Here is a 24,203-nt window from a genome sequence, read left to right on the forward strand (position 1 = left end):
CGCGAAATTCGGTCTCGCGGAAACCGAACTTTCCGGCCGCGGGCCGCATCCCTAGTTCGGACCTGCCGTCGGAACGTGAGATAGGACGACATGAAGAACCTCAGCCCTGGTACGCACAGCTTCACCGTGGACGGGACCCGTCAGGTCTACCACGTGGCCGGACACGGGCCGGTGATGATCGCCCACCCCGGTGGACCCGGTGTCGAGTACTCCTACCTGCGTTCAACGCGGCTCGAGGAGCACTTCACCATGGTGTACGTCGAGCCGGTGGGCACCGGGGAGTCAGGCCCGCTCCCGGCCGGAGCGACCTATGTGGACACTTACGTTGACTTCCTGCACGCCCTGGTCGAAAACCTCGATGTGCCAAAGGTTTTCCTGCTGGGCCACTCCCACGGTGGCATCGTGGCCGTGCGCTTCGCGCTCCTGCACCCCGATCGGACCGCCGGTCTGGCCCTCTACAGCGCGACCCCGTGCACCACGGACGAGTTCTGGGCGGCCGAGGAGGCCAATGCCGCCGTGTACGGGGAGCGCCACCCGGACGTTCCCGAGGCGGCCGCGATCGTGGCGGCCGCGACCCAATGGGACGAGGTGAAGACCGATGAGCAGCAGACCGCCATCCTCCGGACCTTCCTGCCGGTCTACTTCGCCGACTTCTGGGGCCGCCGCGCCGAGTTCGACGTGCTGCGGGAGAACGTCCGGGCGTGGTACACGACGTTCGAGTCGAAGAACGTCGACTACCGCCCGGATCTCTGGGCGATCACCGCTCCCACCGTGGTGCTGACCGGTCGGCACGACTTCATCTGCGGGCCGGTATGGGCGCGACTGTTGCACGAGGGCATTCCCGGCTCCGAGTTGGTGATCCTCGAGAACAGCGGCCACTTCGCGCAGGTCGAGGAGCCGGACGGTTTCCTCGATGCGATGAGCCGACTCCTGGGCCTCAACGCCCGGGCCTAGCGTCTGGATCGCAGTACTGCGATGCGGGCGGCGTGGGGTCCGGACCCGGTCCGGCACGAGGGCGAGTTCTACCGGATCACCCCGGTCGCAGGTGAACCCCAACCGGTCCAGGCCCACATCCCGATGCTGCTGGCCGCCACGTCACCGGCCGCCGTGAAACGCGCCGGCCGGATCGCGGACGGCCTGCTTCCCCTGACGTCCTCGGCGCAGGAACTGCGTGGCGTCGTGTCCGCGTTCCACGATGCCGCCCGGGAGGCGGGCCGCGACCCGCGCGACCTCACGGTGGTCAATCAGGCGCCCTGGCCGACCCCGGTCACCCGCGAGCCGATCGGGGACGGTCGCCCCTTCCTCGGCGGGTCGCCCCGGCAGATCGCCGAGGACCTCATGGCCGCCCGCGAGAGCGGCGCGACCCCGGTGTACCTCGCCGCCGGCCAGGGTCTGGGCCTCGACGTGGGCGTACAGGCCGCGGACGTGGACGAGTGGCTCGGACTGCTCGGCGAGGTGATGGAGGCAGCCGACCGCCTCGGCGTCCTCGCCCCGTGAAAGTTGACCTCAAGGCGGGTTCAGGTGCTTCGCTGTCGGACGTGAATCTTGAGGGACTGCGGGTCGCGATCACCGGTGGGGCACGGGACACGGGACGCCTGCTGGCCGAAGCGTTCGCCGAACGCGGCGCGTCGGTCTTCCTGTCGGCCCGGGATCGGGCGGCGGCCGATCGGGTCGCCGGCGCGATCGGCGGCGAGGGGTTTCACTGTGACCTCGCCCAGCCGGACTCGGTGCGCGCGTTCGCCGCTGCCCTGGCGGCCCGGACGGACCGGATCGACGTGCTGGTCCACAACGGTGCCGCCTACATCGAGGGTGCCGACCTGGGCGACGTCGCGGACGACCGGATCGAGGACGTGTTGGCCGGCAGCACGGGGACCGTGCTGCTCACCAAACATCTGTTACCGCTGCTGCGGGCCTCGCGTCGGCCCGACATCGTCAACATGATCTCGGCGTGCGGCGAGGTCGGGCACCACCGTTCCGGGGCGCATCCGGCGTTCTACGCGGCGAAGCACGCGCACGCCGGGCTCGCGGACATCTTGTCGCACCGGCTGCGGGCCGAAGGGATCCGGGTGATCTCGTTGTTCCCGCCGGACTTCGTGCAGGACGGACCGCGTCAGGCGGGCAGTGACCTCACCGCGTCGTCGGTCGTCGACTGCGTACTGTTCGCGGTCGGCCAACCGCGAGACTGCTTCATCCGGGAGTTCCACTTCGAGCAGGTCTAGGAGTCGCAGGCGGCGGCGAAGTCGGCCTCGCCGGCCCGGTGGAGCTCGAAGCGTACGGTCGGGGTGTCGCCCGTCCCTGTGTCGCCCGCGAAGCCGGCGGCGCCGTCCTGGTCGATCTGGAGCAGCGAGGTGGAGATGGTGAGGCCGTCGTGGCCGTCCCAGGCACCTTCGAGCCGGCCCAGATAGAGGCCGGCCGCGTCACCGGCGAACTGGGCGTTCAGAAAGAAGCTGGTGCCCTGGTAGTCCCGCGCATCGCCGGAGATCTCATAGGTCTCTGTCTGCGCGGCGCCACATACCTTGGCGCTCCCGCCGATCTCCGAGCCTTCGTCGCCGCCACCGACCCCGTCCCGCAGGCGCAGGACCATCGTGCGGCTGTCCCCCGAACCGAAGGCGACCTCACCCTGCCAGTAGCCGACCAGGCCGGGCTTCCACGGCGCGGCCCAGGGATGCATCAGCCACTTCGCCGGGTAGATGAGCGCGAGCCCGACCACGAACACACTGCCCGCCAGAACGAGACGCGATCGCCCATTTCGCGATCCCCGCGAACGCTGCCCGATGCCCATCGGCCCCCTTCCAGGTCGCCTCACGCTACGTGCGCGCCGGAAACGAGAAGATGAACGCCTGGTCGGGATTGCCGAAAGAGCCGATGTCGATCTTGTACGCCGTCGGGCCCTACTCGCCCTCGCCGGGCGTCCAAGCAGCCCGGCACGCCGGGTCGGTGATCTGACATGGGCCGCGGTTCTCCAGCCGGGCCGTGTCAGGATGTGCCCGCCTGGTCCTCGTGATCATGAGGCCAGGCCTAGCCGTTATGAAGGGATGCCCAGTGGTCCGGACCAGAGTCCTCGCGCTTGTTTGTCTGTCCGCGTTGGCGCTGAGCGGTTGTTCGAGCACGACGGATGACAGCCCGGCGTCTACCGGGACGTCGGCTCCGGCGAGTGCCGCGCCCGCGAGTGATGCGCCGGCCGATTCGGGGACGGTGTCCGCGGCGGCGCTCTGTGACTATCTGCGCGGCGAACTGCCGAAGGTGAAGGCGGTCGGGAGCGAGGTCGGCGCAATGGCTCAACTGACCGTCGGCTTGGCCAACTTCTTCTCCGAGAACGGCAAGGTGGCCAACGGGTCGGTGATGGACGAGTTGACCACGAAGGAATGCCCGGACGTCCGGACCGAGACGCTCAAGGCCATCGGCATGGCCAGCTTCGCCGAGCTGTAGACCTCGGTCAGTTTCGGCCGCACCTGGATCACCCTCGACACAGAGGAGGACCGCTGACGGCCGCACCGACCAGCCGATATCTCGCCACGGCTGATCTGGTCGTCGTGACGGCGCCTCGGCACAGTCATCTGTCGTCCGCGGAAGAGCGGAGCTGAGGTCGCAGTGGCAGCTCGCGTCCTGGCCAGCGGGCACGGAGCCACCGGTCGTGACTGGCGACCACGATCGCGCCCGGTCCGGTGCCCAGCGCCTCCTCCAGCTCGTCGCAGAGTCGCGGTGAAAGGTGGTTGGTCGGCTCGTCCAGCAACAGCAACTCCGGCGGGTCGGCCACCAGCAGCGCCAGGGCGAGACGGCGGCGCTGGCCTACCGACAGCTCGCCGACCGGGCGGTTCAGGTCCGCCGAGCCGAGCAGCCCCAGCGAGCGCAGCGGTACGGACTGGGCGCGCTCGGCATCCAGCGCCGCCTCGTAAATCTCCCGCGCCGTGCGGTCCGGTCGGTTGAAGGTGGTGTCCTGGACGAGCAGGCCGACCCGCAGGTCACGCCGCCGGTGCAGCTCACCGGTGGCTTCGAGACGGCCGGCCAGCACCGCGAGCAGGGTCGACTTTCCCGCCCCGTTCGGTCCGGTGATCAGCAGCCGGTCGGTGGCCGGGACGTCCAGTTCGTCGAGCGCGAGCCGCCCGGGCACGCGGATGTTCCGCAGGGACACCAGGAGCCCGTCGGCGGCGGTGCCGGCCAACGCGCTGACCCGCAGCCGGAGCGGTTCCGGTGGCCGACCGACCTGCTCGCGTTCCAGCTCTGCGAGGCGGCGGGCCGCGTTGCGTACCCGGCGCGAGATCTGGTTCTGCACTCGCCCTGCGGTGTGTCCGTAGCCCATCTTCTCGTTGTCGCGTCGGGCGCGGCCCGGTGCCACGTCGTGCACCGTCACCGCGACCGAGCCGCGCAGTTCGGCGAGCTCCTCCTGCTCCTCGGCGAAGCGACGTTGCCACCGTTCACGCTCCGCCCGCTTGGCGGCCTGGTAATCCGTGTAGTTGCCGCCGTAGCGGGTCGGGCCGTCCACGGCCGGGTCGAGGTCGATCAGGTCCGTGCAGACCGCGTCGAGGAACGCCCGGTCGTGGCTCGCCACCACCACGACACCGGGCAGTTCCCGCAACTGTCCCTCGAGGAAGGCCGCGGCATCGTCGTCCAGGTGGTTGGTGGGCTCGTCCAGCAGCAGCGCCGTTGGTCGCCGCACCAGGAGGGCGGCCAACGCCACCCGCCCGCGTTGCCCGCCGGACAGGGATGCGAGCGTGCGGTCGGGTGGCAGCGTCCCGAGGCCGAGGCCGGCGAGCATCAGCTTGGCGCGCCGGTCGGCGTCCCAGGCATCGGTCGCCTGCGCGTGGTCGAGCCGAGCCCCGTACGCGGCGAGCAGGTCCTTGTCCTCTGGGGTGTCGGCCAGCGCCTCGCTGAGCCGGTCCAGCTCGGCGAGCTCCGCCCGGGCCTCGCGCAGCGCGTCGTCGAGCACGGCGGCGATCGTCGCGGATGGGTCGAAGGGCATCTCCTGGTGCAGAAAACCCAGCTCTGGCGGGCGTACGACGGTGCCGGCGTCGGGCTCGTCCGCCCCGGCGAGCAGTCGGAGCAATGTGGACTTACCCGTGCCGTTCTCGCCGATCAGCCCGATCCGCTGGCCCGGCGCGGCGGTCAGGGAGACACCGTCGAGCACCCGGCGCGCGCCGAGCGTGCGCACCAGGTCGTGGGCGAGCAGGGCAGATGTGGACATGTGGGCGGTCAGGAGACGTCCGGCGCGCTGGTCTCCAACAGGCGGCCCTCGGTCAGCCGCAGCCAGCGGTCGACCTTGATTTCCCGCAGGAACCGCTCGTCGTGGCTGACCACCACCAACGCTCCCTCGTACGCGTTGAGCGCGCTCTCCAACTGAGCGACGCTGACCAGGTCGAGGTTGTTGGTCGGCTCGTCGAGGAGCAGGAGTTGCGGCGCCGGCTCCGCGCCAAGGACGCAGGCCAGGGTGGCGCGCAGCCGCTCGCCGCCGGAGAGCACTCCGACCGGCAGGTGTGCCCGGGGGCCGCGGAACAGGAAGCGGGCGAGCAGGTTCATCCGCTGCGCGTCCGGGGTCTGCGGCGCGAACGCGGCCAGGTTCTCCGCCACGGTGCGGTCCAGATCCAACAGATCCAACCGTTGCGACAGGTACGCGATGCGTCCGTCGGCGCGCTTGATCTGGCCACCGTCTGACTCCAGGTCGCCGTTGACCAACCGCAGCAGGGTGGACTTGCCGGCGCCGTTGGGGCCGAGCAGGGCGATCCGCTCCGGCCCCCGGATCGTCAGGTCGACGCCGTCGCCGGCGAACAGGGACCGGGCCTGCATCCGTTCACCGGCAAGGAGAGTGCGTCCGGTGGGTACGTTCGTGCCGGGCAGCTCCAACGAGATCTTCTGGTCGTTGCGCAGCGCGCGACCGGCCTCGTCGAGCCGGGCCTTGGCATCGGTCACCCGTGACGAGTGCACCTCGTTGGCCTTGCCCGCGGACTCCTGCGCGTCCCGCTTCATGGTGCCGGCGAAGATCTTCGGTAGGCCGGCGTTCTTGAGGTTGCGGGAGGCGTTGCTGGCGCGGCGGGCCGCCCGCTCGCGGGCCTCCTGCATCTCCCGCTTCTCGCGTTTGAGCTCCTGTTCGGCGTTGCGGACGTTCTTCTCCGCCACATCCTGCGCGGCGCTCACGGCCGCCTCGTACTCGGTGAAGTTCCCGCCGTAGAACCGCATCTCGCCGCGGTCGAGCTCGGCGATGCGGTCCATCCGGTCGAGCAGGGCGCGGTCGTGGCTGACCAGCAGCAGGCAGCCGTTCCACTGCTCCAGCACGTCGTACAACTTGTGCCGGGCCTCGAGGTCGAGATTGTTGGTCGGCTCGTCCAGGAGCAGCAGGTCGGGGCGCTTCAGCAACTGCGCCGCCAGGCCGAGGGAGACGACCTGGCCGCCGCTGAGGGTGTCCAGGCGCCGGTCGAAGGCGAGGTCGCGCAGGCCCAGCCGGTCGAGTTCGGCGCGGGTGCGCTCCTCGATGTCCCAGTCGTTGCCGATGGTGGTGAAGTGCTCCTCGCTGGCATCACCGGATTCGATGGCATGCAGTGCGGCGATCAGCGGAGCGATCTCCAGCACCTCGGCCACGGTCAGGTTGCCGACCAGCGGGAGGCTCTGCGGCAGGTAGCCCAGCACGCCCTCGACCGAGACGGACCCGGCGTTGGGGCGGTACTCGCCGGCGATCAGCTTGAGCAGCGTGCTCTTGCCGGCGCCGTTGGGCGCGACCAGGCCAGTGCGACCGGCACCGATCGAGAAGGACAGGGTGTCGAAGACCGGGGTGTCGTCCGGCCAGGAGAAGGACAGGTTCGAACAGACGATAAAAGACATTGGGAAAACAACCTCAAATACGAGGGCAGGCGGACCCTAGCCGCCCGACAGGGGGACATGGCCGAAAGGAACGACGAAAGGACCACGGCCACACGCGCTCGTAGGCGCGGGCCGGTGGTCGGTCACATGTCCGGTCTTACCCGGAGATGTCGTCGTCACCCACCATGTCTCGTCTCCCATGCTTGTCTGATTTCAGATCAGTCGCGATCTACCGTAGCACCGGCTGCGGCGGCCACCCCATCGGCCGGCGCCGTTCCACAAAGGACCGTCCTGGCGTCTGGATCGTGGGGTTTGTGGGCCGGATTCGCGTGGCTGGCCAGGTCAGACGGTGCCAGCCTGGAGAACATGACTGTCAGTGATTCGTCCCTCCCGCCGGTATCGCGGGAGGACGCCGCGCAGCTCCTGGCCGCGGTGGTAGGTGAGGTTCTCCTGCCGGGCGACGACGGGTACGACGAGGAACGCGCTGTCTTCAACGTCAAAGCTGGTGCCCGCGGTGATCGTGGTGCCGGAGAACGCGGTTGATGTCCAGGCCGCCGTCCGGTTCGCCGCGGGGCAGCAACGACCGCGGCCAAGGCCGGGCTGGCACCGCTGAACGGGTCGAATCCCACGGTGGGCGTGTCCGGGTACACCCTGGGCGGCGGCCTCAGCCCGACCCTTGGCCGCTCGCACGGCTACGCCGCCGACCATGTGCGCTCCCTCGACGTGGTGACCGCGGACGGCGAGCTGCGGCACGTCGACGCGGGTCCGAACCCTACCTGTTCTGGGCGCTGCGCGGCGCGGGGTGGCGCCGCTGCGGGCGCTGGGTCCGGCGGTCCTGGACACCGTGCGGGACATGCCTTACACGGAGGTCGCGTCGATTCACAGCGAGCCGACCGAACCGCTGCCCTACTACGAACGAAGCATCACGCTGCGCGAGTTCCCGGCGGCGGCGCAGGACAAGCTGGTCGAGCTCGTCGGCCCGGATTCAGGGACCACGTTGGTGATCGCCGAACTGCGTGCCCTGGGCGGAGCGTGGGACCGGGAGCCTGCGGTGCCGAACGCGGTGGCGACCAGAGGCCTGCCGTACGTCCTGCTGGGCGTCGCGTCCGGTGAGGTCTCGCAGGAGCAGCGGCTCAAGAGGTCGGTCGCCGAGCTCCTCGACGGGCTGGCGCCGTGGCAGGGCGACCGGCGCGTGGTGAACAACCTCGCGCCGGAAGAGGCGACCGACGGGGCGGCGATCTACGGCCCGGAACGCTTCGCGCGCCTGGTGTCGGTCAAGAAGAAGTACGACCCGGCCAACCTGTTCCGCATCAACCACATCGGGCTGAACTGAATCGCCTTGGTCGCATAGGATCCGTCGACATGAACGAGCCGCGCGGAACAGAAATCCTTCGGCATCAGTCGTCGCACGACGGGTGGGTGGCGCCGCAGGGGCCGCAGGAGGACTTCGTCGAGGCCATCGGCCGGCATATCGAGCAATACTTCGGGCCTGTCGAGTTCGTCTATCACGAGGTCGCGTCGCACCTGGTCCGCATGCACGTCATGGTCGTGGAACCGACCGAGCAGCGCCCGCACCGGACACTGATCACGTCCGGGATGAGTGACCTGCCGATGACGGTCCCGGAGGGTCAGGACATCAGCCCGTACGCCGAGCTGATGATCAGCTTGCCGGCGGATTATCCGCTGACGAGGTCGGCCGGGATGGACGACGATCCGGCCGGCTGGCCGCTGCACGTCCTCAAGCAGGTGGCCATGCTGCCGCACGAATACTCGACCTGGATCGGCGAGTTCCATACCGTGCCCAACGGCGATCCATGCCAGCCGTACGAGGCGGAAACCCCGTTCGCCGGAGTCGTCGTCGCACCGATGCGGCGGGTCCCGCCCGAGGCCCGCACCATCGTGGTTCGCGACGGCGTCGAGATCGCGTTGCTCGCCCTGATCCCATTGCACCCCGACGAGATGGCGGTCAAGCTCGAACGCGGCACGGACGCGCTGATCGAACTGCTCGACCGCGGTCGGGTCAGCGAATTGCTGAAGCCGGACCGGCCTTCGTACGCCTGATGCCGATCGCCAGCAGTCTCCTGGAGCGTTTCGACGACGCGGCGTTCTGGCAGGAGTATCGGTTGGGATGACCTGGTCCACTGGCACCCGTACGCGTTCAGGTGGTCCGAGCTGGATCTGGTGTGCCGTGCGGCGGCCGTCCTCGACCCGTCGCTGCCCCATCCTGGTCCCGCGCTGCTCCTGCTGAGCCGGTTCGTCGGTGTCCATGGTGGCGACGACGTCGAGCTGACCGGACGCTGTGCAGCTGACGCAGTTGCGGATCAGACGTGTCCCGCCTGGTTACCGACTTCTACGGGTGACAACTCCGGCCTGACGTCGGCCGCCGCCGCGACCCTGCGGCAGGACCAGCGACCGGACCGCCTGGCCCGCGGGCGCGTCTGGTCGCGAGACCTGCGGTACCGCTGCGACGAGGGAGCCGGCGCGGGGGTCGCACGGTTCCCGCGGTGCCGGAGCACGAGGGCGGCCGTGGCGGCGAGCATGGCCACGGCGACGATCGCGTCCAGCCAGTAGTGGTTGCCGGTCGACACCACCACGAGCAGGGTGATCAGCGGGTGTGCGAGCCACAGCCACCGCCATCTCCCCCGGCCGGCCGCGACAAGGGCCACCGCGACGGCGAGCGCCCAACCGACATGCAGCGAGGGCATCGCGGCGTACTGGTTCGTCAACGTGTCCGTGTCCGGCGGCCCGTAGACGCTCGGACCGAACAGCGCTCCGGTGTCGAGGAGGCCGGTCGCCGGGACCAACCGCCCCGGGGCGAGCGGGAACCAGACGTGCACGACCAGCGCGGCCGCCGTCAGCCAGGCAAGGACCCGGCGCGTGCGCAGATACAGCGGCGCGCGGAAGAGATAGAGCCAGATGAGCACGGCGGCGGTTGCCGGGAAGTGGACGTAGGCGTAGTAGCTGTCGGCCGCGGTGACCAGCCAGCCGTGGCCGAGCAACGTGTGCTGGACGGTGAGCTCGCTCGGCAGGTGCAGCCACCGTTCGAGGCGCCAGACCGATGCCGCGTTCGCCGTAGCCTCGCCGGCATGACCCGAGATGATTTGACGGCCGGGTTTGTACGCGAGAAAGAGCGCGACGACCAGCATCAGTTCCCGAATAGCGGGGCGTAGCTTGCCGCGGCGTGCCTCGGGCTGTGCGACGGGCCGAAGCTGCCGCCTGGCTCCCGCGGCACCGGCTCGACGAGCCCGCATACCGGTCCGGCACGGAACGGTCCGGACGACGGGATTCTCCTGCGGTTCGGAGATGGTCGCCTGGGTGTGCGTCAGCCCGTCTGCGCCCTGGTCGGCTGCGGCAGCGGTCGGGCTGGTCATCTCACCTCGGAAAATGGATCTTCGACCTTGACCATGGCAGCTCCGCGTTCGCCGATCAAGGAGGAACGTTCACGTTTGTCCTTCGTCACATGCCGTAGGTGCGTTAGATCTCGATATCGATCGGCTCGTTGCCGTTGAGGTAGAGCACGTAGCCCGCCTCCTCGTCACCGAGCAGATCCACGGGCACCACCTCGATGACAAGCTCCGGCCGCGGCAGAAATCCGCAGTCGGCGGGTGGCTCGCGGGCGTCGAACGCCTCGGTAGAGATCAAAAGCCGGTCACCGACGGCGTAGCGTCGAACGAATCAGGTGCATTGCTCCGCCAGCCAATCACCGGGCAGCGCCTGCCGCACCGACACGATGGCGTCGGCCGATGTCGCCCTGGCCCACAGCCACGTCTCAGCGTCCTGCCGCAAGATCGCCCCGACTCCTTCGAACCACCGCATCGGGCAGCGGCGGCCGAGACGGCGGCCAGGTGCGTCGCGCAGCTGAGCATTCACTTATCAGTCGTGGCGATCTCGTCTGCTCGTTTCGGTTCTTGCCCGACCCGCTGGCCACGGCGTTCGCTGGCGGCATGTCGAGCCCTGGGCCCGTGGCGCCGACCGCCGCCGCGGCCTGTCGGCTGCGTCCGCTGCCGCTTGGTGCCGCCCGGATCACCGGTGGTGTCTGGGCCGTGCGGCAGCGGGCCAACCGCGCCGCAATTCGCAAAGGGTCGGCCGCGGACGTCTACGAGTGGCTGGAGACCGCCGCCTGGGAGTACGGCCGGGAGCCGGACGCGGACCTGCTGCGCGCCCTGCGCGCGGTGACCCCGCCGGTGCGGGTCGGCCAGGCCGGTCACCTCCTGCGGGCCGCCATCGCGCAGGTGCGCGCCACCGGCGACCGTCGCCCGCTCCAGGTCGCCACCGAGGTCGCGGACGTGCTCGACGGCAGCGACGACAGTCACCCCGCTCTGGCGATGGCGCTCGTGGAGCTGTTCCGCGAGACAGACAACCACCGCTACCTGGACCTGGCCCGGCACATCGTCGACACCCACCGACCGACCAGGCCTGGTTACCTTGCCGCCGGTGCGGCCGACGTCGCCATCGAGCAGGACGACGGGGACCTGCTCGATGCGCTCGCCCGGGACGAGCCCGCCGACAGCGGTCCGGGTGGCCTGCACTGGGCCTGGCGGATGTTGCTCGCGACCGGCGAGCCGCACTACGCCGACCTGGCCGAGCGCCTGCTGGACACCAGTGACCCGCGCACCCTCGCGAGCCTGGACAACTACCTGGCGACCAGCGACGCTGACGGCGTCCAGCTGCACCTCTATGCCCCGTGCCTGGTGACCGCACGGTTGGGCGAAGGACAGATTCAGGTGGCGGTCGAGGTCGAGGGCAACCGGATCCGGGCGCGCATCCTCGACGCACCGCGCCGCGAGTGGACGCTGTCCATCCGCGTGCCCGCCTGGGCCGGCGCCGCACAGCTCCGCGTCGACGGGGGCGCGCAGCGGGCGTGGGCCGGCACGTACGCCGAGGTCGTGCGCGCCCATCGCCCCGGGGACACGATCGACCTCGTCCTGCGCTGAGCGATCTTTCTCGTTTCGTACCCGGCCGATCTGTAATTGCGAACATCAATTCGTGGACGTCCTGTCCGTGGGGCGGCGAGGCTCAGTCGACGCGCCGGCGTGGAAAGGACGGGAGCCATGACGAACCATCCCGATCCGCGAGGGATCACCCGCCGCCGACTGCTGGGAGTCACCGCCGCGGCGGTCGGGCTCGGCGCGACCGGTGCGTGCTCCTCGGTGGCCAGCGGCCTGAGCACCTCCCGCGACACGGGCACGCTCGACTTCTGGAACCTGTTCGGCGGCGGCGACGGCGTACGCATGCAGCAGATGCTCGACGCCTTCCGCGCGGAGCACCCGGAGATCGAGCTCGCCGCGGTCACGCTGGCCTGGGGCAACCCGTACTACACCAAGCTGTCCCTGGCCACGCTCGGCGACCGCCCGCCCGAGGTCGCGATCGCGCACCTGACCCGGATGAAGAACCTGGTGCGCGCGGACCTGCTGGAGGAACTGCTGCCCGAGGACCTGGCCCGGCACGGCATGACGCCGGACAAGTTCAACTCGCGGGCCTGGGAGGCCGGGCTGGTCGATGGCAAGGCGTACGCGCTCCCGATCGACACGCACCCGTTCGTGATGTTCTACAACACCGACATCTGCAAGGAAGCGGGCCTGCTCGACGAGGCCGGCAAGCTCAAGCCGTTCGACAGCGAGGCCGGGTTCGTCGACGCGATGACCAAGGCCAAGCAGGTCACCGGCACGTACGGCGGCGCGGTGGCGTTCACCTCCGAGACCTCGACGCCGTGGCGGATGTTCCAGTCGTTCTACTCGCAGCTCGGTGGCCAGATGCTCGCGGACGACGGCACCCGGGTGGTGATCGACGACGCGAAGGCGACGCGGGCGCTCGAGTTCATGGCGGGCCTGACCCGTGACGGGCTGTTCCCGAACCCGATCGACTACCAGGGCTCGATCGCGATGATGGCCAACGGCGACATCGGCTTCTTCTTCCAGGGCGAGTGGGAGATCACCACGTTCCAGACGGCGAAGCTGCCGTTCAGCATGACGCTGTTCCCCAACGTCTTCGGCGGCGGCACCTACGCCGTGCAGGGCGACTCGCACACCTTCGTGCTGCCCCGCCAGCCGCACCGCGACCAGGCCCGGCTCGACCGCTCGCTGACTTTCGTGCGGTCCATGTTGGACCAGAGCAAGACGTGGACGGAGGGCGGCCACGTGCCGCTGTGGCGGCCGTTCGCGGACAGCCCCGAGTACGCGCAGATGAGCCCGCAGTCCAACTACGCGTCGGCGGCGGACGGCACCGCCTACGACGCGGAGGGCTGGTACTCGGGTTCCGGTTCCAACTTCGAGATCATCACCGGCTCCGCCATCGGCGACGTCCTGGCCGGCGCCTCGACACCACAGCAGGCCATCGCCCAGATGCGCGGAAGCCTCGAGCAGCTCGCCGGCACCGCGTCACCGTTGTAGACCGCACGGCCCCGTGCGTACCGGGAGGCACCCGTGTCCACGCAGACACCTGTTCAGACCGACAGCGACGCCGGCCGCGGCATCGCACCGACCGCACCACGCCCCAGCGCGGCTCGGGGGCAGGGCCGGCCCGCGGCGGCGTTCCTCACCCCGTTCGTCGTCCTCTATCTGTTGTTCATCATCGGCCCGGCGTTGTACGGCCTGGTGCTCAGCTTCACGGATGCCAGCCTGGTCAAGCCGGGGCTCAACGGCGGGGCCGGATTCGGCAACTACGCCGAGGCGCTGGGCAGCTCCGACTTCTGGTCGTCGTTGTGGCACACGCTGTGGTTCACGATCCTGACCACGCCGCCGCTGGTGATCCTGGGCTTCCTGCTGGCGCTGCTGGCCAACCGGGTGGCGCGGGGCCGTTGGTTCTTCCGGCTGGCCTTCTTCGCCCCGTACATCCTGCCCTCCGCGGTCGTCGCGTTGATCTGGATGTGGCTCTACACCCCGGCGCTCGGCCTGCTGGACACGACGCTGGCCAAGGTGGGCATGACCGCGCCGAGCTGGCTCGGTGACGCCGCCTGGGCGATGCCCTCGCTGGCCATCACCACCGTGTGGTGGACGCTCGGCTTCAACTTCATTCTCTACCTGGCCGGCCTGCAGGAGATCCCGCGCGACCTCTACGAGGCGGCGGCGATGGACGGCGCCGGGCCGTGGCAGCAGATCCGCAGCATCACCATCCCGATGCTGGGCCGCACCACCACGCTGGTCGCGGTGCTGCAGGTGATCGCGTCGCTGAAGGTCTTCGACCAGATGTACCTGATGACCAGCGGTGGTCCGAACTTCGCCACCCGCTCGATCCTCCAACTCGTCTACGACGAGGGCTTCACCAACTATCGCGTCGGGTACGCCGCGGCCGTGTCGATGCTGTTCTTCCTCGTGGTCCTCGCGGTGTCGGCCGTGTGGTTCACGCTGGTGCGCAGGCAGGAGAAGGTGGTCTGACATGGCGAACACCACATTGGACGCCGGCGTCACGATGGAGCGCATCAACCAGCGTGAGAAGCTGTTCAACCGCATCTGCGCCGGCGTGCTGATCGCCTTCGCGTTGCTCTGGCTGATCCCGCTGCTGTGGGCGGTGGACACGGCCATCAAGCCGAACGCGGAGACGACGCGTACGACGTGGCTCATCGACAACCCCACGTTGGACGCGTTCACCCGCACGCTGCGGGACACGGACATGTGGAGCTGGTACGGCGCCTCGTTCATCATCTCGTCCCTGGCGGCGCTCGGCACCGTGCTCGTGGCCAGCATGGCCGCGTTCGCCCTGTCCCGCATGCGGTTCCGCTACAAGAACGTCGTCTTCTGGGCGATCCTGGCCGGCATCATGATCCCCGGCCAGGTGCTGATCGTGCCGTGGTTCCGCGAGTTCGACGCCCTGCGACTGCTCAACACGTACTGGGCGGTGATCCTGCCCCAGCTTCCGGCCGCGATCGCGGTGTTCATCTTCAAGCAGTTCTTCGACGGGCTCCCCCGCGACCTGGAGGAGGCGGCCCGGATGGACGGCGCCAGCTTCTTCCGGGTCTACCGCCGGATCGTGCTGCCGCTGGCCCGGCCCGCGGTGGCCGCCGTGGCCATCTTCACCTTCGTGACGACCTGGAACGACCTGCTCTGGCCACTGCTGGTGTTGAGCAACCCCGACCTGATGACCGTGCCCGTCGGCCTCGCGACGGTGCAGGGCGCCTTCGGCATCCGGTACGCGGACACCATGGCGTCAGCGATCCTCGGCGCGATCCCGCTGGTGGCCGTGTTCCTGCTCTTCCAACGCCAGATCGTCCAGGGCATCGCCGGTTCCGGACTCAAGGGCTAACTTTGGAGGTCTTGTGCACTTCGCCTCGCTCACCGTCGATCCCGCGTTCCGGGTCGGGCCGGTCGATCCCCGCCTGTACGGCAGCTTCGTCGAGCACCTCGGCCGCTGTGTCTACGAGGGAATCCACGAGCCCGGCCATCCGACCGCGGACGAGCACGGTTTCCGGGGTGACGTCGCCTCGTTGACGCGTGAGCTCGGTGTCCCGATCGTGCGCTACCCCGGCGGCAACTTCGTGTCCGGCTACAACTGGGAGGACGGCGTCGGGCCGGTCGCCGAGCGGCCGACGCGGATCGACCTGGCCTGGCGGACCGTCGAGCCCAACCACGTGGGTGTCGACGAGTTCCAGCGGTGGGCCGACTCCGTCGGCGTCGAGACGATGATGGCGGTCAACCTGGGTACGCGCGGGATCGACGCCGCCCGCGACCTCGTCGAGTACTGCAACCATCCGTCGGGCACCTACTGGTCGGACCGGCGACGGGCGCATGGGGCTGCCGACCCGTACAACATCAAGGTCTGGTGTCTGGGCAACGAGATGGACGGGCCGTGGCAGATCGGGCACAAGACGGCTGTGGAATATGGACGGTTGGCGGCGGAGACCGGAAAGGCGATGCGGCTGGTCGACCCGTCGATCGAGCTGGTGGCGTGCGGCAGTTCGTCGCGGGCGATGCCGACGTTCGGCTCGTGGGAGGCGACGGTCCTGCGCGAGACGTACGACGTGGCCGACTACGTCTCGATGCACGCCTACTACCAGGAGAGTGACGGCGACCGGGGCAGCTTCCTCGCCTCGGCGGTCGACATGGACGCGTTCATCGACGCGGTGATCGCCACAGCCGACCACGTGCGGGCGGTGGGCCGGCACCGCAAGCGGATCAACATCTCGTTCGACGAGTGGAACGTCTGGTACCAGAGCCGGTTCGCGGGCGAGAAGAACCTCTCGATCGAGCGCACACCTCGACTGATCGAGGACGTCTACTCGGTGACAGACGCGGTGGTCGTCGGCAACCTGCTGATCAGCCTGCTGCGGCACGCCGACCGGGTCAAGATCGGCTGCCAGGCGCAACTCGTCAACGTGATCGGCCTGATCATGACCGAGCCCGGCGGTCCGGCGTGGCGGCAGAGCAGCTACCACCCCTTCGCGCTGACCTCCCGGTACGGACGCGGCACGGTGCTGAGGGTGGAACCGACGGGGCCGCTGTATTCCACCGCCGTGCACGGTGAGGTCCCGGTGCTGGACGCCGTGGCGGTGCTGGCCGACGAACGGGAGGGTGGCGTGGTGCTGTTCGCGGTCAACCGCGACCAGCACCAGGAGCTGACGCTGGACGTCGACGCGCGCGCGTTGCCGGCACTGACCGTCGCCGAACACGTCACCCTGGCCGACGACGACCCGGACGCGGTCAACGACGCGACCCAGCCGGACCGGGTCGTCCCACGCACACTCGATGCCCCGAAGCTGGACGGCGGCCGCCTCCAGGCGGTCCTTCCACCCCTGTCCTGGAACATGATCCGTCTCAGTTAGCTGGCCAGGTCGACGTCAGGGGCTCGGGGGTCACGCCAGCCCTGGCCCCGGGAGAGCTCGCGGGCGATGGAGACGAAGGCCTTGACCTCGCGGGATGGCCGTTCCGCGCGCCACAGCACCGACCATGGGTAGCGCGGCACGGACGGCGCGAAGGGACGCCAGCGGGTCGGCGCGGCCAGCTCCGCGGTCGAGGCGGGCGTGCACATCAGGCAGCAGCCGCTGGCCACGAGGTCGACGGCGGCGCGCAGGTTCTGCACGGTGTCGCGGTGGGCGGCGGGCACGAAGCCCGCCGTGCGGCAGATCTCGCCGACGAACTCAGCCAACTCGGGGGCGCGGGACTCGTCGGGCAGCAGCAGCGGCTCGCCGGCGAGTGCGGTGACCGGGACGACGGGGAGCCGGGCCAGGCGGTGGTCGTCGGCGACGAGTACGCCGAGCGGGTCGAGCCGGAACAGCTCTGAGGCGATCTGCGCCGGGGCCGCGCAGCTACGGCCGATGCCGACGTCGAGCCGCCCGTCGGCGAGCATCCGGCACTGTTCGGGCACGCCGGCCTGCACCTGGTGGAGCTCCAGGTCGGGGTGGCGGGCTCGCAGCGCGCGCAGTATCGGCCGGGCGGCCTCGTAGCCCTCGTCGAGCAGGCCGACCCGCAGCGCGGGCGGTGTCGAGGTCAGACCCTGTGCGAGGCCGGCGGCGCGGTCGACGTGTTCGAGGATCTGCCGGGCCTCCAGCAGGAAACGCGCGCCTGCCGGGGTGAGCTCGATGTGCCGGGTGGTGCGGTGCACGAGCAGGACGCCGAGGGTGCGCTCGAGCCGTTGGACCTGCTGGCTGAGCGCCGACTGCACGATGTGCTCGCGGGCGGCGGCGCGCCCGAAGTGGAGTTCCTCGGCGAGTGAGACGAAGTAGCGCAGCTGACGCAGCTCGATGCGGGCCGCGGCGACGGCGTCCGGGAGCGGTGGGGTCACGAGTCGACGTTGCAAGGCAGGGGATGCGCCCAACTCGGCCATGTCGGCGCGCCTCTCTTCAATATGAACGTGAATGTTAACGCTAACATTGCGTACGCGAGAGATGTCAAGCGTGTGACGTGCCGAATATGAAACGGTTCAGCGGGTCGAGCTCTGCCGGACCACCAGTTCGACCGGCACGACCGCCCGCCGTTCGAGGGGCCGACCGGCCGCGACCTGCTCGACCAGCAACTCGATGCTGCGCCGACCCACCGCCGTGAAGTCCTGTCGGACGGTGGTCAGCGGCGGTGTGAAGTAGGCGGCCTCCGGCACGTCGTCGAACCCGGCGACCAGGACGTCGCCGGGCACCCGCACGCCGGCCTCGTGGAACGCCCGCAGCAGCCCCAACGCCATCTGGTCGTTGGCGACGAACACGGCCTCCACGTCACCGCGGTCGGCGAGCCGCCGCCCCGCCTGGTAGCCCGACGACGGGCTCCACGTGCCCCGCAGCGGCCGGTGCACGGCCGCTCCGGCCTCGCGCAGGACGCGGCGCCAGCCGAGGACCCGGCCTTCCGCCTCGACCCAGTCCCCCGGGCCGGCGACGTGCCAGACCGTGGCGGCGCCCTGGTCGAGCAGATGGCGGGTGACCCGCCGTGCGCCCGCCTCCTGGTCGACGCTGACCGCCCCGAGGCCCGGCACCGCGCCGCCCTCCACGACCACCGCCGGCAACTGACCGGCCAGCGCGCTGAGCACCTCCGCCGTGCCGGACAGCGGCGCGATCACGATGATGCCCTCCACCGCCTGCTTGGCCAGCCGGTCGAGGGCGGCCCGCACCGAGGTGGCGGTCAGCGCGGTCAGGCTGTCGATGCTGACCACGAACCCGGCGTCGCGGGCCGCCTGCTCGATGCCGAACAGGGTGCTCGCCGGGCCGTACAACGTGCTGTTGAAGGTGATCACGCCGAGCGTCTGTGAACGCCGGGTGACCAGCGCACGCGCTGCGGAGTTGGGCCGGTAGCCGAGGTCCTCGATCGCCTTGCGCACGCGCTCACGGGTCTCCGGGCGCACGAGCGGGTGGTCGTTGAGCACGCGGGAGACGGTCTGGTGGGACAGGCCGACCTCGCGGGCCACATCAGCCATCGTGGCGGGTCGGCGACGTCCTTCTGGCACTCATCCGATGGTACGCGGGCGGCCACATAGGACGGAATCACCTGTGCCGGGGGTCGACGCCGATCGGTGCCAGCAGTTCCGCGGTGCGGTCGAGCAGGCCGTCCTGGACGGCCGGGTCCTCGGCCTCGGGGTTGGGGCGTGAGGGCGTGCGTTCCTCGAAGTAGCGGCCGTTGATCTCGCTCGGCAGGGTGGCGACGTGCAGGAGGTTGTCCGCACCGCGTTCGGGTGGCTGGCCCTCGATCGCGAACATGCTGGCCAGCAGGCTGGAGGCGATGACGCCGGGGTGCATGGCGGCCGCCTCTGTCGGGGGGTCCAGACGGGCGGCGAGCCAACAGGTGTACGTGACGATGGCCAGTTTCGACCGGGCGTACGCGGTGACGGCGGCATAGCCACCGTGGGCCAGTTCGAGATCGTTGAGGTCGAGGTGCTCCGTCGCGTGGGTCGCGGAGGCCATGTTGATGATCCGGCCGACCCGATCGCGCAGGCTCGTGCTCAGCACCACCGTGGACAGGTAGTTGATCTGCAGCGTCGCCTCGATGCCGTCGACGCTGAGCTCGCGCCGCGGGGCGCCGGGCCGGGCGGCGTTGTTGACCAGCAGGTCGACCCGCTCGGTGGCCTCGCGGATGTCGGCGGCGAGCTGGGCGATCTGGCCGAGGTGCCCGAAGTCCGCGGGCAGGTAGGTGACGTGGCCGGGCAGGGACTCGACGAAGCCGGCCAGCTCGGCACGCGGTTGCGGACCGTGCAGGACGAGGTGGCCGACCCGGCCCGCGAGGCGCACCGCCGTGGCGCGGCCGATGCCGTCGGTGGCCCCGGTCAGCACCACCGTGCGATCGGACAGGTCCATCAACGATCAAGCTAGCGGGTCAGGGCCGCCAGGGTCGGCGTTTGGACGGGGGCTTCTCGTCGAACTTCTTGCGGCGGTAGCTGAAGAACGTGGCGATTGCCAGCCAGAGGCAGACGAGGATCACCAGCACGAGGACGGGATAGAGGTAGAAGGCCCAGGAGTCCATCGGCTAGCCCCGGGACTGCAGGCGGCTCACCGCGACGATCGCGTCGTTCATGGAGCGGGTCAGCTCGCTGAGCGTGTCGGTCATCGTGTGCTCGAGGGCGGCGGCGTCCTTGAGGACGTCCTCGGGGGACTCGGTGCCGAGCACGCCGGCCATCGCCTGGTTGAGGGCCTCGGCGAGCTCCGCCTGCGCGCCGGCGAAGGCCGCCACGATCTCGCCGGCGAGATCCTCGGGCGCGAGCCGCATGCCCGCGGGGTGGATCTCGATGCCGTGCACCCTTTGGTCTGCGCCGAGCACCAGGGTGACCAGGCCGGAGTCGGTGACATAGGTTGCCCGCGTCTGCTCCAGCGTGCGTTGCAGGTCGCCGAGGCCCGCCATGCGCTGCTCGGTCTCACGGATCGAACGGTCGAGATCTTCCAGTCGCTGGTTGTCCACGTGGCTCCTCCGCTCAGACGCTCTTCGCCTCGAACACGGCCGGCTTCTTGTAGTCGATGCGCAACTGCTCCAGCCGCGCCGGCTCGGGCAGCGTGTCGCCGGCCGAGTCGGTCTCCAGCCAGCCGACCAGGGTCGCGGCGAGCGCGGCGGCGCCCGCGGTGGCCAACCCGACGAACATGATCGCCGCCTTGCTGATGAAGAAATTGATCATCACGCCGAGGTGCATCGTGAGCGCCGTGGCGGGCGCGGCGGTGAACGGGTTGAGCCGCATCACCGCCAGGGCGATCAGCGAGATCAGGATCGCGCCGACGAAGGTCGCGATCGCGATGTACGTGGTGACGAACGCGGTGCCGGTGAGGGCCAGCATGGAACCGGCGTCGTCGGCCGCCTTCTTCAGCGCCTCGACCTCGGTCTTGAAGTTGACGATCGAGGTCTCGAACGCGTCCTTGTCGTCAGCGATCCAGTCGTCGCCGCGCGCCATCGCCTGGTCGATCTGGGCGAGCATGCCGCCGAGCCGCTTGGAGACCTGGTCCCAGCCCTCGCTCTTGGCGTCGTACATGCCGAGCGGGTTCGAGGCCAGCAACGCGGCCAGCCCGACACCTAACGCGGCGGTCGGCGCCAGGCCCGCGCTGATCCGGAGCTTGGTCATGATCACGGTGTACAGCAGTGCGCCCTCGACACCCGGCACGGCCTCGTGTCCTCTCGGTCAGTCCCGCACCACGACGGTGCTGGCGTTCTCAGCCTCGATCCACGCGTCACGCGCCCGCCCAAGCTCGGCGATGTAGTCGTCGACCGACTCTTTGACCGCGTCGAGCGAGGCGGCGAACCGGTCACGAAATCCGGAGTAGGCGACGTCCAGCGCGGTGCCGACGACGCTGAAGCCGGGGAAGCCGACCTCGGTTTCCGGCAGCCGGGCCGTGATGTCGGGCAGCCCGTTAGGGCCGGCGGCGACCTGTTGACGCAGGTGGTCGGCGATGGCATTGATCGCGTCCGACGAGATGTGCTTCGTCATCGACGGGACGCCCCTCCCCTTGGCGGCGATGTCGCCACTCACCGTACCGGTGTCCCGCGCTACAGGGGGTACCCGCGAGAGTGCTGACGTCACGGCTCAGTACGGCGGCAGGTCGTCGACTGTCGCCCGGGCGGCCTGGATCGCCGCGAGGAGCTCGGACAATGGCTGGACGACCTTCGCGCCGGGGATGGGATCGAAATCGGCGATACGCCGGTCGGCACGGACGAGGTCTTGGGGAGTCAGGGAGTACTGGCCGACCAGGCTCCACCCTGCCTCCAACTCCACCAGCCCCTCGCCAGCCAGTGTGACCCGGAGCCACGCCGTGCACTGGTCGCAGAAATCGAGGGGCAGCAGCACCGGGCCGTCGCCCTGGGACAGACGGTCGAGTTCGGAGATCCAGCAGTCGAGGATGAAGTGCGGCCCGAGGAACCCGCCGCCGATGGCGTCATCGGGATAGTCGAGTGCGAGGTTGCATTCGAGACGACTGGTGCCGAGCTTCAGAATGAGACCCCGCCAGTGTTGGTGGTCAGGCTCGATGGACAGCCCGACCGGCCGCCGCGACTCAGGTGCCTTCTCCTCCGTCACGGGGCTCAGTGTGCCTCGCGTCGGCAGGTCGACGCTCCGCTATTTCTCGACCGTCGCCGTACCGGGCCGGTCGCGATCGCGGCGTCCTGCGTGGAGCGTCTACAGGTCGTACCGGCGGCTCAGCCTGGCGCTCTTGAACTGGCCCGGGGTCACGCACGCCGGACACGGGCAGGGGCGCCGGCCGTGCGCGCCGGGCAGGTAGCGCCACCCCACGCCCTGCGGCACGTCACGGATCCGGCGCACCTCGGCGACGGTGATAGAGCGGGGGACGAACACCTCCCAGCCGCGCGGATCGTCAAGCCCGCGTATGGCGGCCACCGCCTGGGCCGCGGTGAGCTGGCGTGGCTCGGCGTTGTAGTGCCCGACGGTCACGGGCTCGTCGTCCGGCAACCGCAGATGCACGGCGACGAGCACACCCGGATGCCACCGCCTTAGTTCGCGCACCCACTGGTAGGTGAAGGTGAACGACGGCAGCACCGGCATGCAATAGACGCCGCGCCGCGCGTGGCCGCGGGCCGCGATGCCCGAGCGCCGCACCCGCCGCGCCACGGCCGCGGTGGTGACGTGCACGAACTCGGCCATGACTCAGGTCTTCGGCCGAGTAGGTGCGGGCACGTCGTCGAAGTCGCTGAACGCCACGACCATCGGGTGCTCCGGGACGTCGAAGACGATCCCGGTGATCCGGCCGGCCGCGTCGAGGCTCACGGTGAGCGGGACCGTCTTGGCCCGCTCACCGAGCTTGCCGGTGAGCCGGGGATCCATCAGGCCGACGCCCGGGAACCCGGTGATGTCGATGATCCCCGTGTAAGTGCCGGGCGCGGTCTCCCGCACGTCCCGTACGCCGGCGAAGAGCTTCTCGCCGACGAGGAAGGCGCCGCCGGACACGTTACGCAGCAACGGTTCGGCCAGGGTGGCCGCAGGCAATTCGTTCCACGGCGGTACAGGCATCTCCATGTTGTCGAACTCCGTGTACACCCGTCCCCAGCCCGCGACGCCGATCCGGACGTGGTCGGTGACCGAGGTGCCGGCGTCCTCCACGGTGAGCGACATCTTCATCGTCGTGCCCTGCGACGGCCGGTGCACCACGCCCTCAATGAACGACCGGTCGTCGCTGCCGAAGGTCTCCCGGTACGCGAAGCTGGTCCGCATCATCGTGGCGGCCGCACCGCGCACCTTGTCGAGCGCTTCCACCGAAGACTCGGCACCGGATCCAGCCTCCTGCCGCGGTGTCGGGCCGGGACCGTCCGCGCAGCCGCCCACGAATGCCACGGCGGCCGCCATAGTCACGATGAAACGCGCACGATGCCGCACGAGACCCCCGTCGATCCAGGAAATTTGAAGATCACCTTAGCGGGAGCGTCCGTTGGCGGGACATCGAAAACCAGGTGGGAGGCGAGTCGCGCCGCGGCGTGGCGATCTCCAATGGAGGCAGGGCAGCACCGCTGTCCGGCTGCGTGCGGAGCCACAACTCGCGCTCCTCGACGCGTACACGGTCGCGACACGCGATCGGACTGGCAGGTCGACGAGCGCTGCACCTACCTGGCGCGGTTGCGAAAGGATCTGCGGCGGCGCGCCTGAAACACGTCAGGGGGTCAGGACCCACCGGCCGCGTTGACCACCGTCGCGTAGGGACTGGAAGGCCGGCGCGGCGTTCTCGAGCGACGTGGTGCCGGCTCGGCGGGCTTCCAGCGTTCCGTTCGCGGTGAGGGCGAGCAGGTCGCGCAGCCGGCGTCCGTCCGGGGCCACCACCCCTGACATGACCGTGATGCCGCGTTCGGGCTGCGGCTCCAGCCCGGGGACGACCCCTTCGTAATGGCCGTGGTGCCGGACCGTCCGCATGGCCGCGGCGCCCAGGAGTGCGGCGTCCAGCACCGCGTCGAAGTCGGCGGCGTCCGCCAGGCTCGTGATTGTCTCGGCGGCTCCGGCCCGGGTCAGGAAGGCGGCGTCCGAGGCGCGCGCCAGGCCCGTGACCTTCCAGCCGGCGAGGGCCGCGAGGGCCACCGCGTATCCGCCCAGTCCCCCGGCCGCGCCCGTGACCAGCAGGCTCCGGCCGCGCGGCGGTCCCAGGTGCGCGAGGAGTTGGTCGGCGGTCAGCGAGTTGAGCGGCACGGTGGCCGCGTCCAGCAGATCGATCCCCTCCGGTACGGGCGCCGCGTCAGCGGCGGGCACGATCACGTACTCGGCGGCTGTCCCGGCTACGGCGTGCGCGGCGAACGGGAAGGTCAGTGCCGCCACCGGCGTGCCCACGACGAGGTCGCCCACGTCCGGGGCCGCCAGGTCGACGATGCCGGCCACGTCCAGGCCCAGGCCGAGCGGTCCCTGGCCCGGGTCGTCGATGATGCGCAGGTCGGCCGCGTTGACCGCCGCTCCCACCATCCTGATGCGGATCTGCCCCGCGGCCGGTGAAGGGTCGGGCAGGTGCCCGATTCTGGTCTCGTTGCCGTCTTCGCGTCGGGTGACGGTTATCGCGCGCATGGTCCTCGCCTTGCTTTCACTGGGGGTGGCTGGCGGAGCGG

General features: G+C 69.9%; 28 protein-coding genes and 1 pseudogene. 13 read left to right on the plus strand and 16 right to left on the minus strand.

Annotated elements, in window-relative coordinates; all coding sequences use genetic code 11:
- Window positions 1-90: 90 nt before the first annotated feature.
- The 3 genes from BLV39_RS28910 to BLV39_RS28920 are packed head-to-tail and all read left to right on the plus strand — an operon-like array spanning window position 91 to window position 2,219.
- The gene (locus BLV39_RS28910; protein WP_090799747.1) at window positions 91-954 is read left to right on the plus strand and encodes an alpha/beta fold hydrolase; all 864 of its coding nucleotides are present in this window, start codon (window positions 91-93) and stop codon (window positions 952-954) included.
- Window positions 955-975: 21 nt separating this feature from the next.
- Complete coding sequence (locus BLV39_RS28915; RefSeq protein ID WP_090799750.1) at window positions 976-1,497, plus strand: LLM class flavin-dependent oxidoreductase; 522 nt, start codon at window positions 976-978, stop codon at window positions 1,495-1,497.
- Between the two features lie 41 nt (window positions 1,498-1,538).
- Window positions 1,539-2,219, plus strand: a complete 681-nt coding sequence (locus tag BLV39_RS28920) for an SDR family oxidoreductase (protein ID WP_090800766.1) — start codon at window positions 1,539-1,541, stop codon at window positions 2,217-2,219.
- Here the strand turns inward: BLV39_RS28920 and BLV39_RS28925 are convergent.
- On the minus strand, window positions 2,216-2,710 hold the full coding sequence (locus BLV39_RS28925; protein ID WP_143049918.1) for a hypothetical protein: 495 nt from the start codon (window positions 2,708-2,710) through the stop codon (window positions 2,216-2,218). The two genes, BLV39_RS28920 and BLV39_RS28925, sit on opposite strands and share 4 nt — an antisense overlap.
- Before the next feature lie 563 nt (window positions 2,711-3,273).
- Here BLV39_RS28925 and BLV39_RS43175 point away from each other — a divergent pair.
- Window positions 3,274-3,429 (plus strand): hypothetical protein, encoded by a 156-nt coding sequence (locus BLV39_RS43175; protein ID WP_176985122.1) that lies wholly within the window; start codon window positions 3,274-3,276, stop codon window positions 3,427-3,429.
- 124 nt (window positions 3,430-3,553) lie between these two features.
- Here BLV39_RS43175 and BLV39_RS28935 read toward each other — a convergent pair whose 3' ends face one another.
- A complete protein-coding gene (locus BLV39_RS28935) occupies window positions 3,554-5,182 on the minus strand; it encodes an ABC-F family ATP-binding cassette domain-containing protein (RefSeq protein ID WP_090799755.1) in 1,629 nt (542 codons plus the stop codon).
- A gap of 8 nt (window positions 5,183-5,190) precedes the next feature.
- The gene (gene abc-f / locus BLV39_RS28940) at window positions 5,191-6,810 is read right to left on the minus strand and encodes a ribosomal protection-like ABC-F family protein (protein WP_090799756.1); all 1,620 of its coding nucleotides are present in this window, start codon (window positions 6,808-6,810) and stop codon (window positions 5,191-5,193) included.
- 345 nt (window positions 6,811-7,155) lie between these two features.
- Between abc-f and BLV39_RS43730 the strand changes: the two genes are divergently transcribed.
- From BLV39_RS43730 to BLV39_RS28955, 4 genes and pseudogenes are all read left to right on the plus strand, one after another.
- Entirely contained in the window at window positions 7,156-7,332 is a 177-nt protein-coding gene (locus BLV39_RS43730) for a hypothetical protein (protein WP_204082580.1), read from the plus strand.
- 93 nt (window positions 7,333-7,425) lie between these two features.
- Window positions 7,426-7,485 (plus strand): annotated as a pseudogene (locus BLV39_RS45150) (hypothetical protein); the annotation flags it as partial.
- 157 nt (window positions 7,486-7,642) lie between these two features.
- Window positions 7,643-8,122: a BBE domain-containing protein gene (locus BLV39_RS44375; RefSeq protein ID WP_239083423.1), complete on the plus strand. Its 480-nt coding sequence runs from the start codon at window positions 7,643-7,645 to the stop codon at window positions 8,120-8,122.
- A gap of 29 nt (window positions 8,123-8,151) precedes the next feature.
- Window positions 8,152-8,850: a suppressor of fused domain protein gene (locus BLV39_RS28955; protein ID WP_090799760.1), complete on the plus strand. Its 699-nt coding sequence runs from the start codon at window positions 8,152-8,154 to the stop codon at window positions 8,848-8,850.
- Between the two features lie 260 nt (window positions 8,851-9,110).
- Here BLV39_RS28955 and BLV39_RS28960 read toward each other — a convergent pair whose 3' ends face one another.
- The gene (locus BLV39_RS28960; protein WP_239083422.1) at window positions 9,111-9,935 is read right to left on the minus strand and encodes a phosphatase PAP2 family protein; all 825 of its coding nucleotides are present in this window, start codon (window positions 9,933-9,935) and stop codon (window positions 9,111-9,113) included.
- A gap of 328 nt (window positions 9,936-10,263) precedes the next feature.
- The gene (locus BLV39_RS43180) at window positions 10,264-10,431 is read right to left on the minus strand and encodes a hypothetical protein (RefSeq protein ID WP_176985123.1); all 168 of its coding nucleotides are present in this window, start codon (window positions 10,429-10,431) and stop codon (window positions 10,264-10,266) included.
- Between the two features lie 302 nt (window positions 10,432-10,733).
- Here BLV39_RS43180 and BLV39_RS42505 point away from each other — a divergent pair, with 302 nt between their 5' ends.
- From BLV39_RS42505 to arfA, 5 genes are all read left to right on the plus strand, one after another.
- Window positions 10,734-11,723 carry a beta-L-arabinofuranosidase domain-containing protein gene (locus BLV39_RS42505; protein ID WP_176985124.1) on the plus strand — a complete coding sequence of 330 codons (990 nt, stop codon included), beginning with the start codon at window positions 10,734-10,736 and terminating at the stop codon, window positions 11,721-11,723.
- 117 nt (window positions 11,724-11,840) lie between these two features.
- Window positions 11,841-13,178 carry an extracellular solute-binding protein gene (locus BLV39_RS28970; RefSeq protein ID WP_090799762.1) on the plus strand — a complete coding sequence of 446 codons (1,338 nt, stop codon included), beginning with the start codon at window positions 11,841-11,843 and terminating at the stop codon, window positions 13,176-13,178.
- Window positions 13,179-13,211: 33 nt separating this feature from the next.
- Window positions 13,212-14,162: a carbohydrate ABC transporter permease gene (locus BLV39_RS28975; RefSeq protein ID WP_090799764.1), complete on the plus strand. Its 951-nt coding sequence runs from the start codon at window positions 13,212-13,214 to the stop codon at window positions 14,160-14,162.
- Between the two features lies 1 nt (window position 14,163).
- Window positions 14,164-15,027: a carbohydrate ABC transporter permease gene (locus BLV39_RS28980; RefSeq protein ID WP_090799766.1), complete on the plus strand. Its 864-nt coding sequence runs from the start codon at window positions 14,164-14,166 to the stop codon at window positions 15,025-15,027.
- Window positions 15,028-15,040: 13 nt separating this feature from the next.
- Window positions 15,041-16,543 (plus strand): arabinosylfuranosidase ArfA, encoded by a 1,503-nt coding sequence (arfA, locus tag BLV39_RS28985; RefSeq protein WP_090799775.1) that lies wholly within the window; start codon window positions 15,041-15,043, stop codon window positions 16,541-16,543.
- Here arfA and BLV39_RS28990 read toward each other — a convergent pair.
- The 11 genes from BLV39_RS28990 to BLV39_RS29035 all read right to left on the minus strand — a co-directional run bounded on the left by BLV39_RS28990 (window position 16,540) and on the right by BLV39_RS29035 (window position 24,162).
- A complete protein-coding gene (locus tag BLV39_RS28990; RefSeq protein WP_176985125.1) occupies window positions 16,540-17,502 on the minus strand; it encodes a LysR family transcriptional regulator in 963 nt (320 codons plus the stop codon). The two genes, arfA and BLV39_RS28990, sit on opposite strands and share 4 nt — an antisense overlap.
- A gap of 138 nt (window positions 17,503-17,640) precedes the next feature.
- A complete protein-coding gene (locus BLV39_RS28995; protein ID WP_239083421.1) occupies window positions 17,641-18,648 on the minus strand; it encodes a LacI family DNA-binding transcriptional regulator in 1,008 nt (335 codons plus the stop codon).
- A 37-nt stretch (window positions 18,649-18,685) separates the two neighbouring features.
- The gene (locus BLV39_RS29000; RefSeq protein WP_090799780.1) at window positions 18,686-19,492 is read right to left on the minus strand and encodes an SDR family NAD(P)-dependent oxidoreductase; all 807 of its coding nucleotides are present in this window, start codon (window positions 19,490-19,492) and stop codon (window positions 18,686-18,688) included.
- 19 nt (window positions 19,493-19,511) lie between these two features.
- Window positions 19,512-19,658 carry a hypothetical protein gene (locus BLV39_RS43185; protein ID WP_176985126.1) on the minus strand — a complete coding sequence of 49 codons (147 nt, stop codon included), beginning with the start codon at window positions 19,656-19,658 and terminating at the stop codon, window positions 19,512-19,514.
- Between the two features lie 3 nt (window positions 19,659-19,661).
- The gene (locus tag BLV39_RS29005) at window positions 19,662-20,090 is read right to left on the minus strand and encodes a YbaB/EbfC family nucleoid-associated protein (RefSeq protein WP_090799782.1); all 429 of its coding nucleotides are present in this window, start codon (window positions 20,088-20,090) and stop codon (window positions 19,662-19,664) included.
- Window positions 20,091-20,103: 13 nt separating this feature from the next.
- Entirely contained in the window at window positions 20,104-20,778 is a 675-nt protein-coding gene (locus BLV39_RS43190; protein WP_090799784.1) for a hypothetical protein, read from the minus strand.
- Window positions 20,779-20,796: 18 nt separating this feature from the next.
- Window positions 20,797-21,102 carry a hypothetical protein gene (locus BLV39_RS29015; RefSeq protein WP_090799785.1) on the minus strand — a complete coding sequence of 102 codons (306 nt, stop codon included), beginning with the start codon at window positions 21,100-21,102 and terminating at the stop codon, window positions 20,797-20,799.
- Between the two features lie 96 nt (window positions 21,103-21,198).
- Window positions 21,199-21,687, minus strand: a complete 489-nt coding sequence (locus tag BLV39_RS29020; RefSeq protein WP_090799787.1) for a hypothetical protein — start codon at window positions 21,685-21,687, stop codon at window positions 21,199-21,201.
- A 99-nt stretch (window positions 21,688-21,786) separates the two neighbouring features.
- Complete coding sequence (locus BLV39_RS29025) at window positions 21,787-22,269, minus strand: hypothetical protein (RefSeq protein WP_090799789.1); 483 nt, start codon at window positions 22,267-22,269, stop codon at window positions 21,787-21,789.
- A gap of 3 nt (window positions 22,270-22,272) precedes the next feature.
- Window positions 22,273-22,968, minus strand: a complete 696-nt coding sequence (locus BLV39_RS29030) for a hypothetical protein (protein ID WP_090799790.1) — start codon at window positions 22,966-22,968, stop codon at window positions 22,273-22,275.
- Between the two features lie 303 nt (window positions 22,969-23,271).
- Window positions 23,272-24,162 carry an alcohol dehydrogenase catalytic domain-containing protein gene (locus tag BLV39_RS29035; protein WP_090799792.1) on the minus strand — a complete coding sequence of 297 codons (891 nt, stop codon included), beginning with the start codon at window positions 24,160-24,162 and terminating at the stop codon, window positions 23,272-23,274.
- Window positions 24,163-24,203 lie beyond the last annotated feature (41 nt).

The sequence above is a fragment of the Asanoa ishikariensis genome (genome assembly GCF_900107455.1).
Classification (GTDB): Bacteria; Actinomycetota; Actinomycetes; order Mycobacteriales; family Micromonosporaceae; genus Asanoa; species Asanoa ishikariensis.

Coding starts and splice junctions, on each gene's coding strand:
- BLV39_RS28910 (WP_090799747.1), top strand. CDS start 91: ATGAAGAACCTCAGCCCTGGTACGCACAGCTTCACCGTGGACGGGACC.
- BLV39_RS28915 (WP_090799750.1), top strand. CDS start 976: ATGCGGGCGGCGTGGGGTCCGGACCCGGTCCGGCACGAGGGCGAGTTC.
- BLV39_RS43175 (WP_176985122.1), top strand. CDS start 3,274: ATGGCTCAACTGACCGTCGGCTTGGCCAACTTCTTCTCCGAGAACGGC.
- BLV39_RS28935 (WP_090799755.1), bottom strand. CDS start 5,182: ATGTCCACATCTGCCCTGCTCGCCCACGACCTGGTGCGCACGCTCGGC.
- abc-f (WP_090799756.1), bottom strand. CDS start 6,810: ATGTCTTTTATCGTCTGTTCGAACCTGTCCTTCTCCTGGCCGGACGAC.
- BLV39_RS43730 (WP_204082580.1), top strand. CDS start 7,156: ATGACTGTCAGTGATTCGTCCCTCCCGCCGGTATCGCGGGAGGACGCC.
- BLV39_RS44375 (WP_239083423.1), top strand. CDS start 7,643: ATGCCTTACACGGAGGTCGCGTCGATTCACAGCGAGCCGACCGAACCG.
- BLV39_RS28955 (WP_090799760.1), top strand. CDS start 8,152: ATGAACGAGCCGCGCGGAACAGAAATCCTTCGGCATCAGTCGTCGCAC.
- BLV39_RS28960 (WP_239083422.1), bottom strand. CDS start 9,935: ATGCTGGTCGTCGCGCTCTTTCTCGCGTACAAACCCGGCCGTCAAATC.
- BLV39_RS42505 (WP_176985124.1), top strand. CDS start 10,734: ATGTCGAGCCCTGGGCCCGTGGCGCCGACCGCCGCCGCGGCCTGTCGG.
- BLV39_RS28970 (WP_090799762.1), top strand. CDS start 11,841: ATGACGAACCATCCCGATCCGCGAGGGATCACCCGCCGCCGACTGCTG.
- BLV39_RS28980 (WP_090799766.1), top strand. CDS start 14,164: ATGGCGAACACCACATTGGACGCCGGCGTCACGATGGAGCGCATCAAC.
- BLV39_RS29000 (WP_090799780.1), bottom strand. CDS start 19,492: ATGGACCTGTCCGATCGCACGGTGGTGCTGACCGGGGCCACCGACGGC.
- BLV39_RS43185 (WP_176985126.1), bottom strand. CDS start 19,658: ATGGACTCCTGGGCCTTCTACCTCTATCCCGTCCTCGTGCTGGTGATC.
- BLV39_RS29015 (WP_090799785.1), bottom strand. CDS start 21,102: ATGACGAAGCACATCTCGTCGGACGCGATCAATGCCATCGCCGACCAC.
- BLV39_RS29025 (WP_090799789.1), bottom strand. CDS start 22,269: ATGGCCGAGTTCGTGCACGTCACCACCGCGGCCGTGGCGCGGCGGGTG.
- BLV39_RS29030 (WP_090799790.1), bottom strand. CDS start 22,968: ATGGCGGCCGCCGTGGCATTCGTGGGCGGCTGCGCGGACGGTCCCGGC.
- BLV39_RS29035 (WP_090799792.1), bottom strand. CDS start 24,162: ATGCGCGCGATAACCGTCACCCGACGCGAAGACGGCAACGAGACCAGA.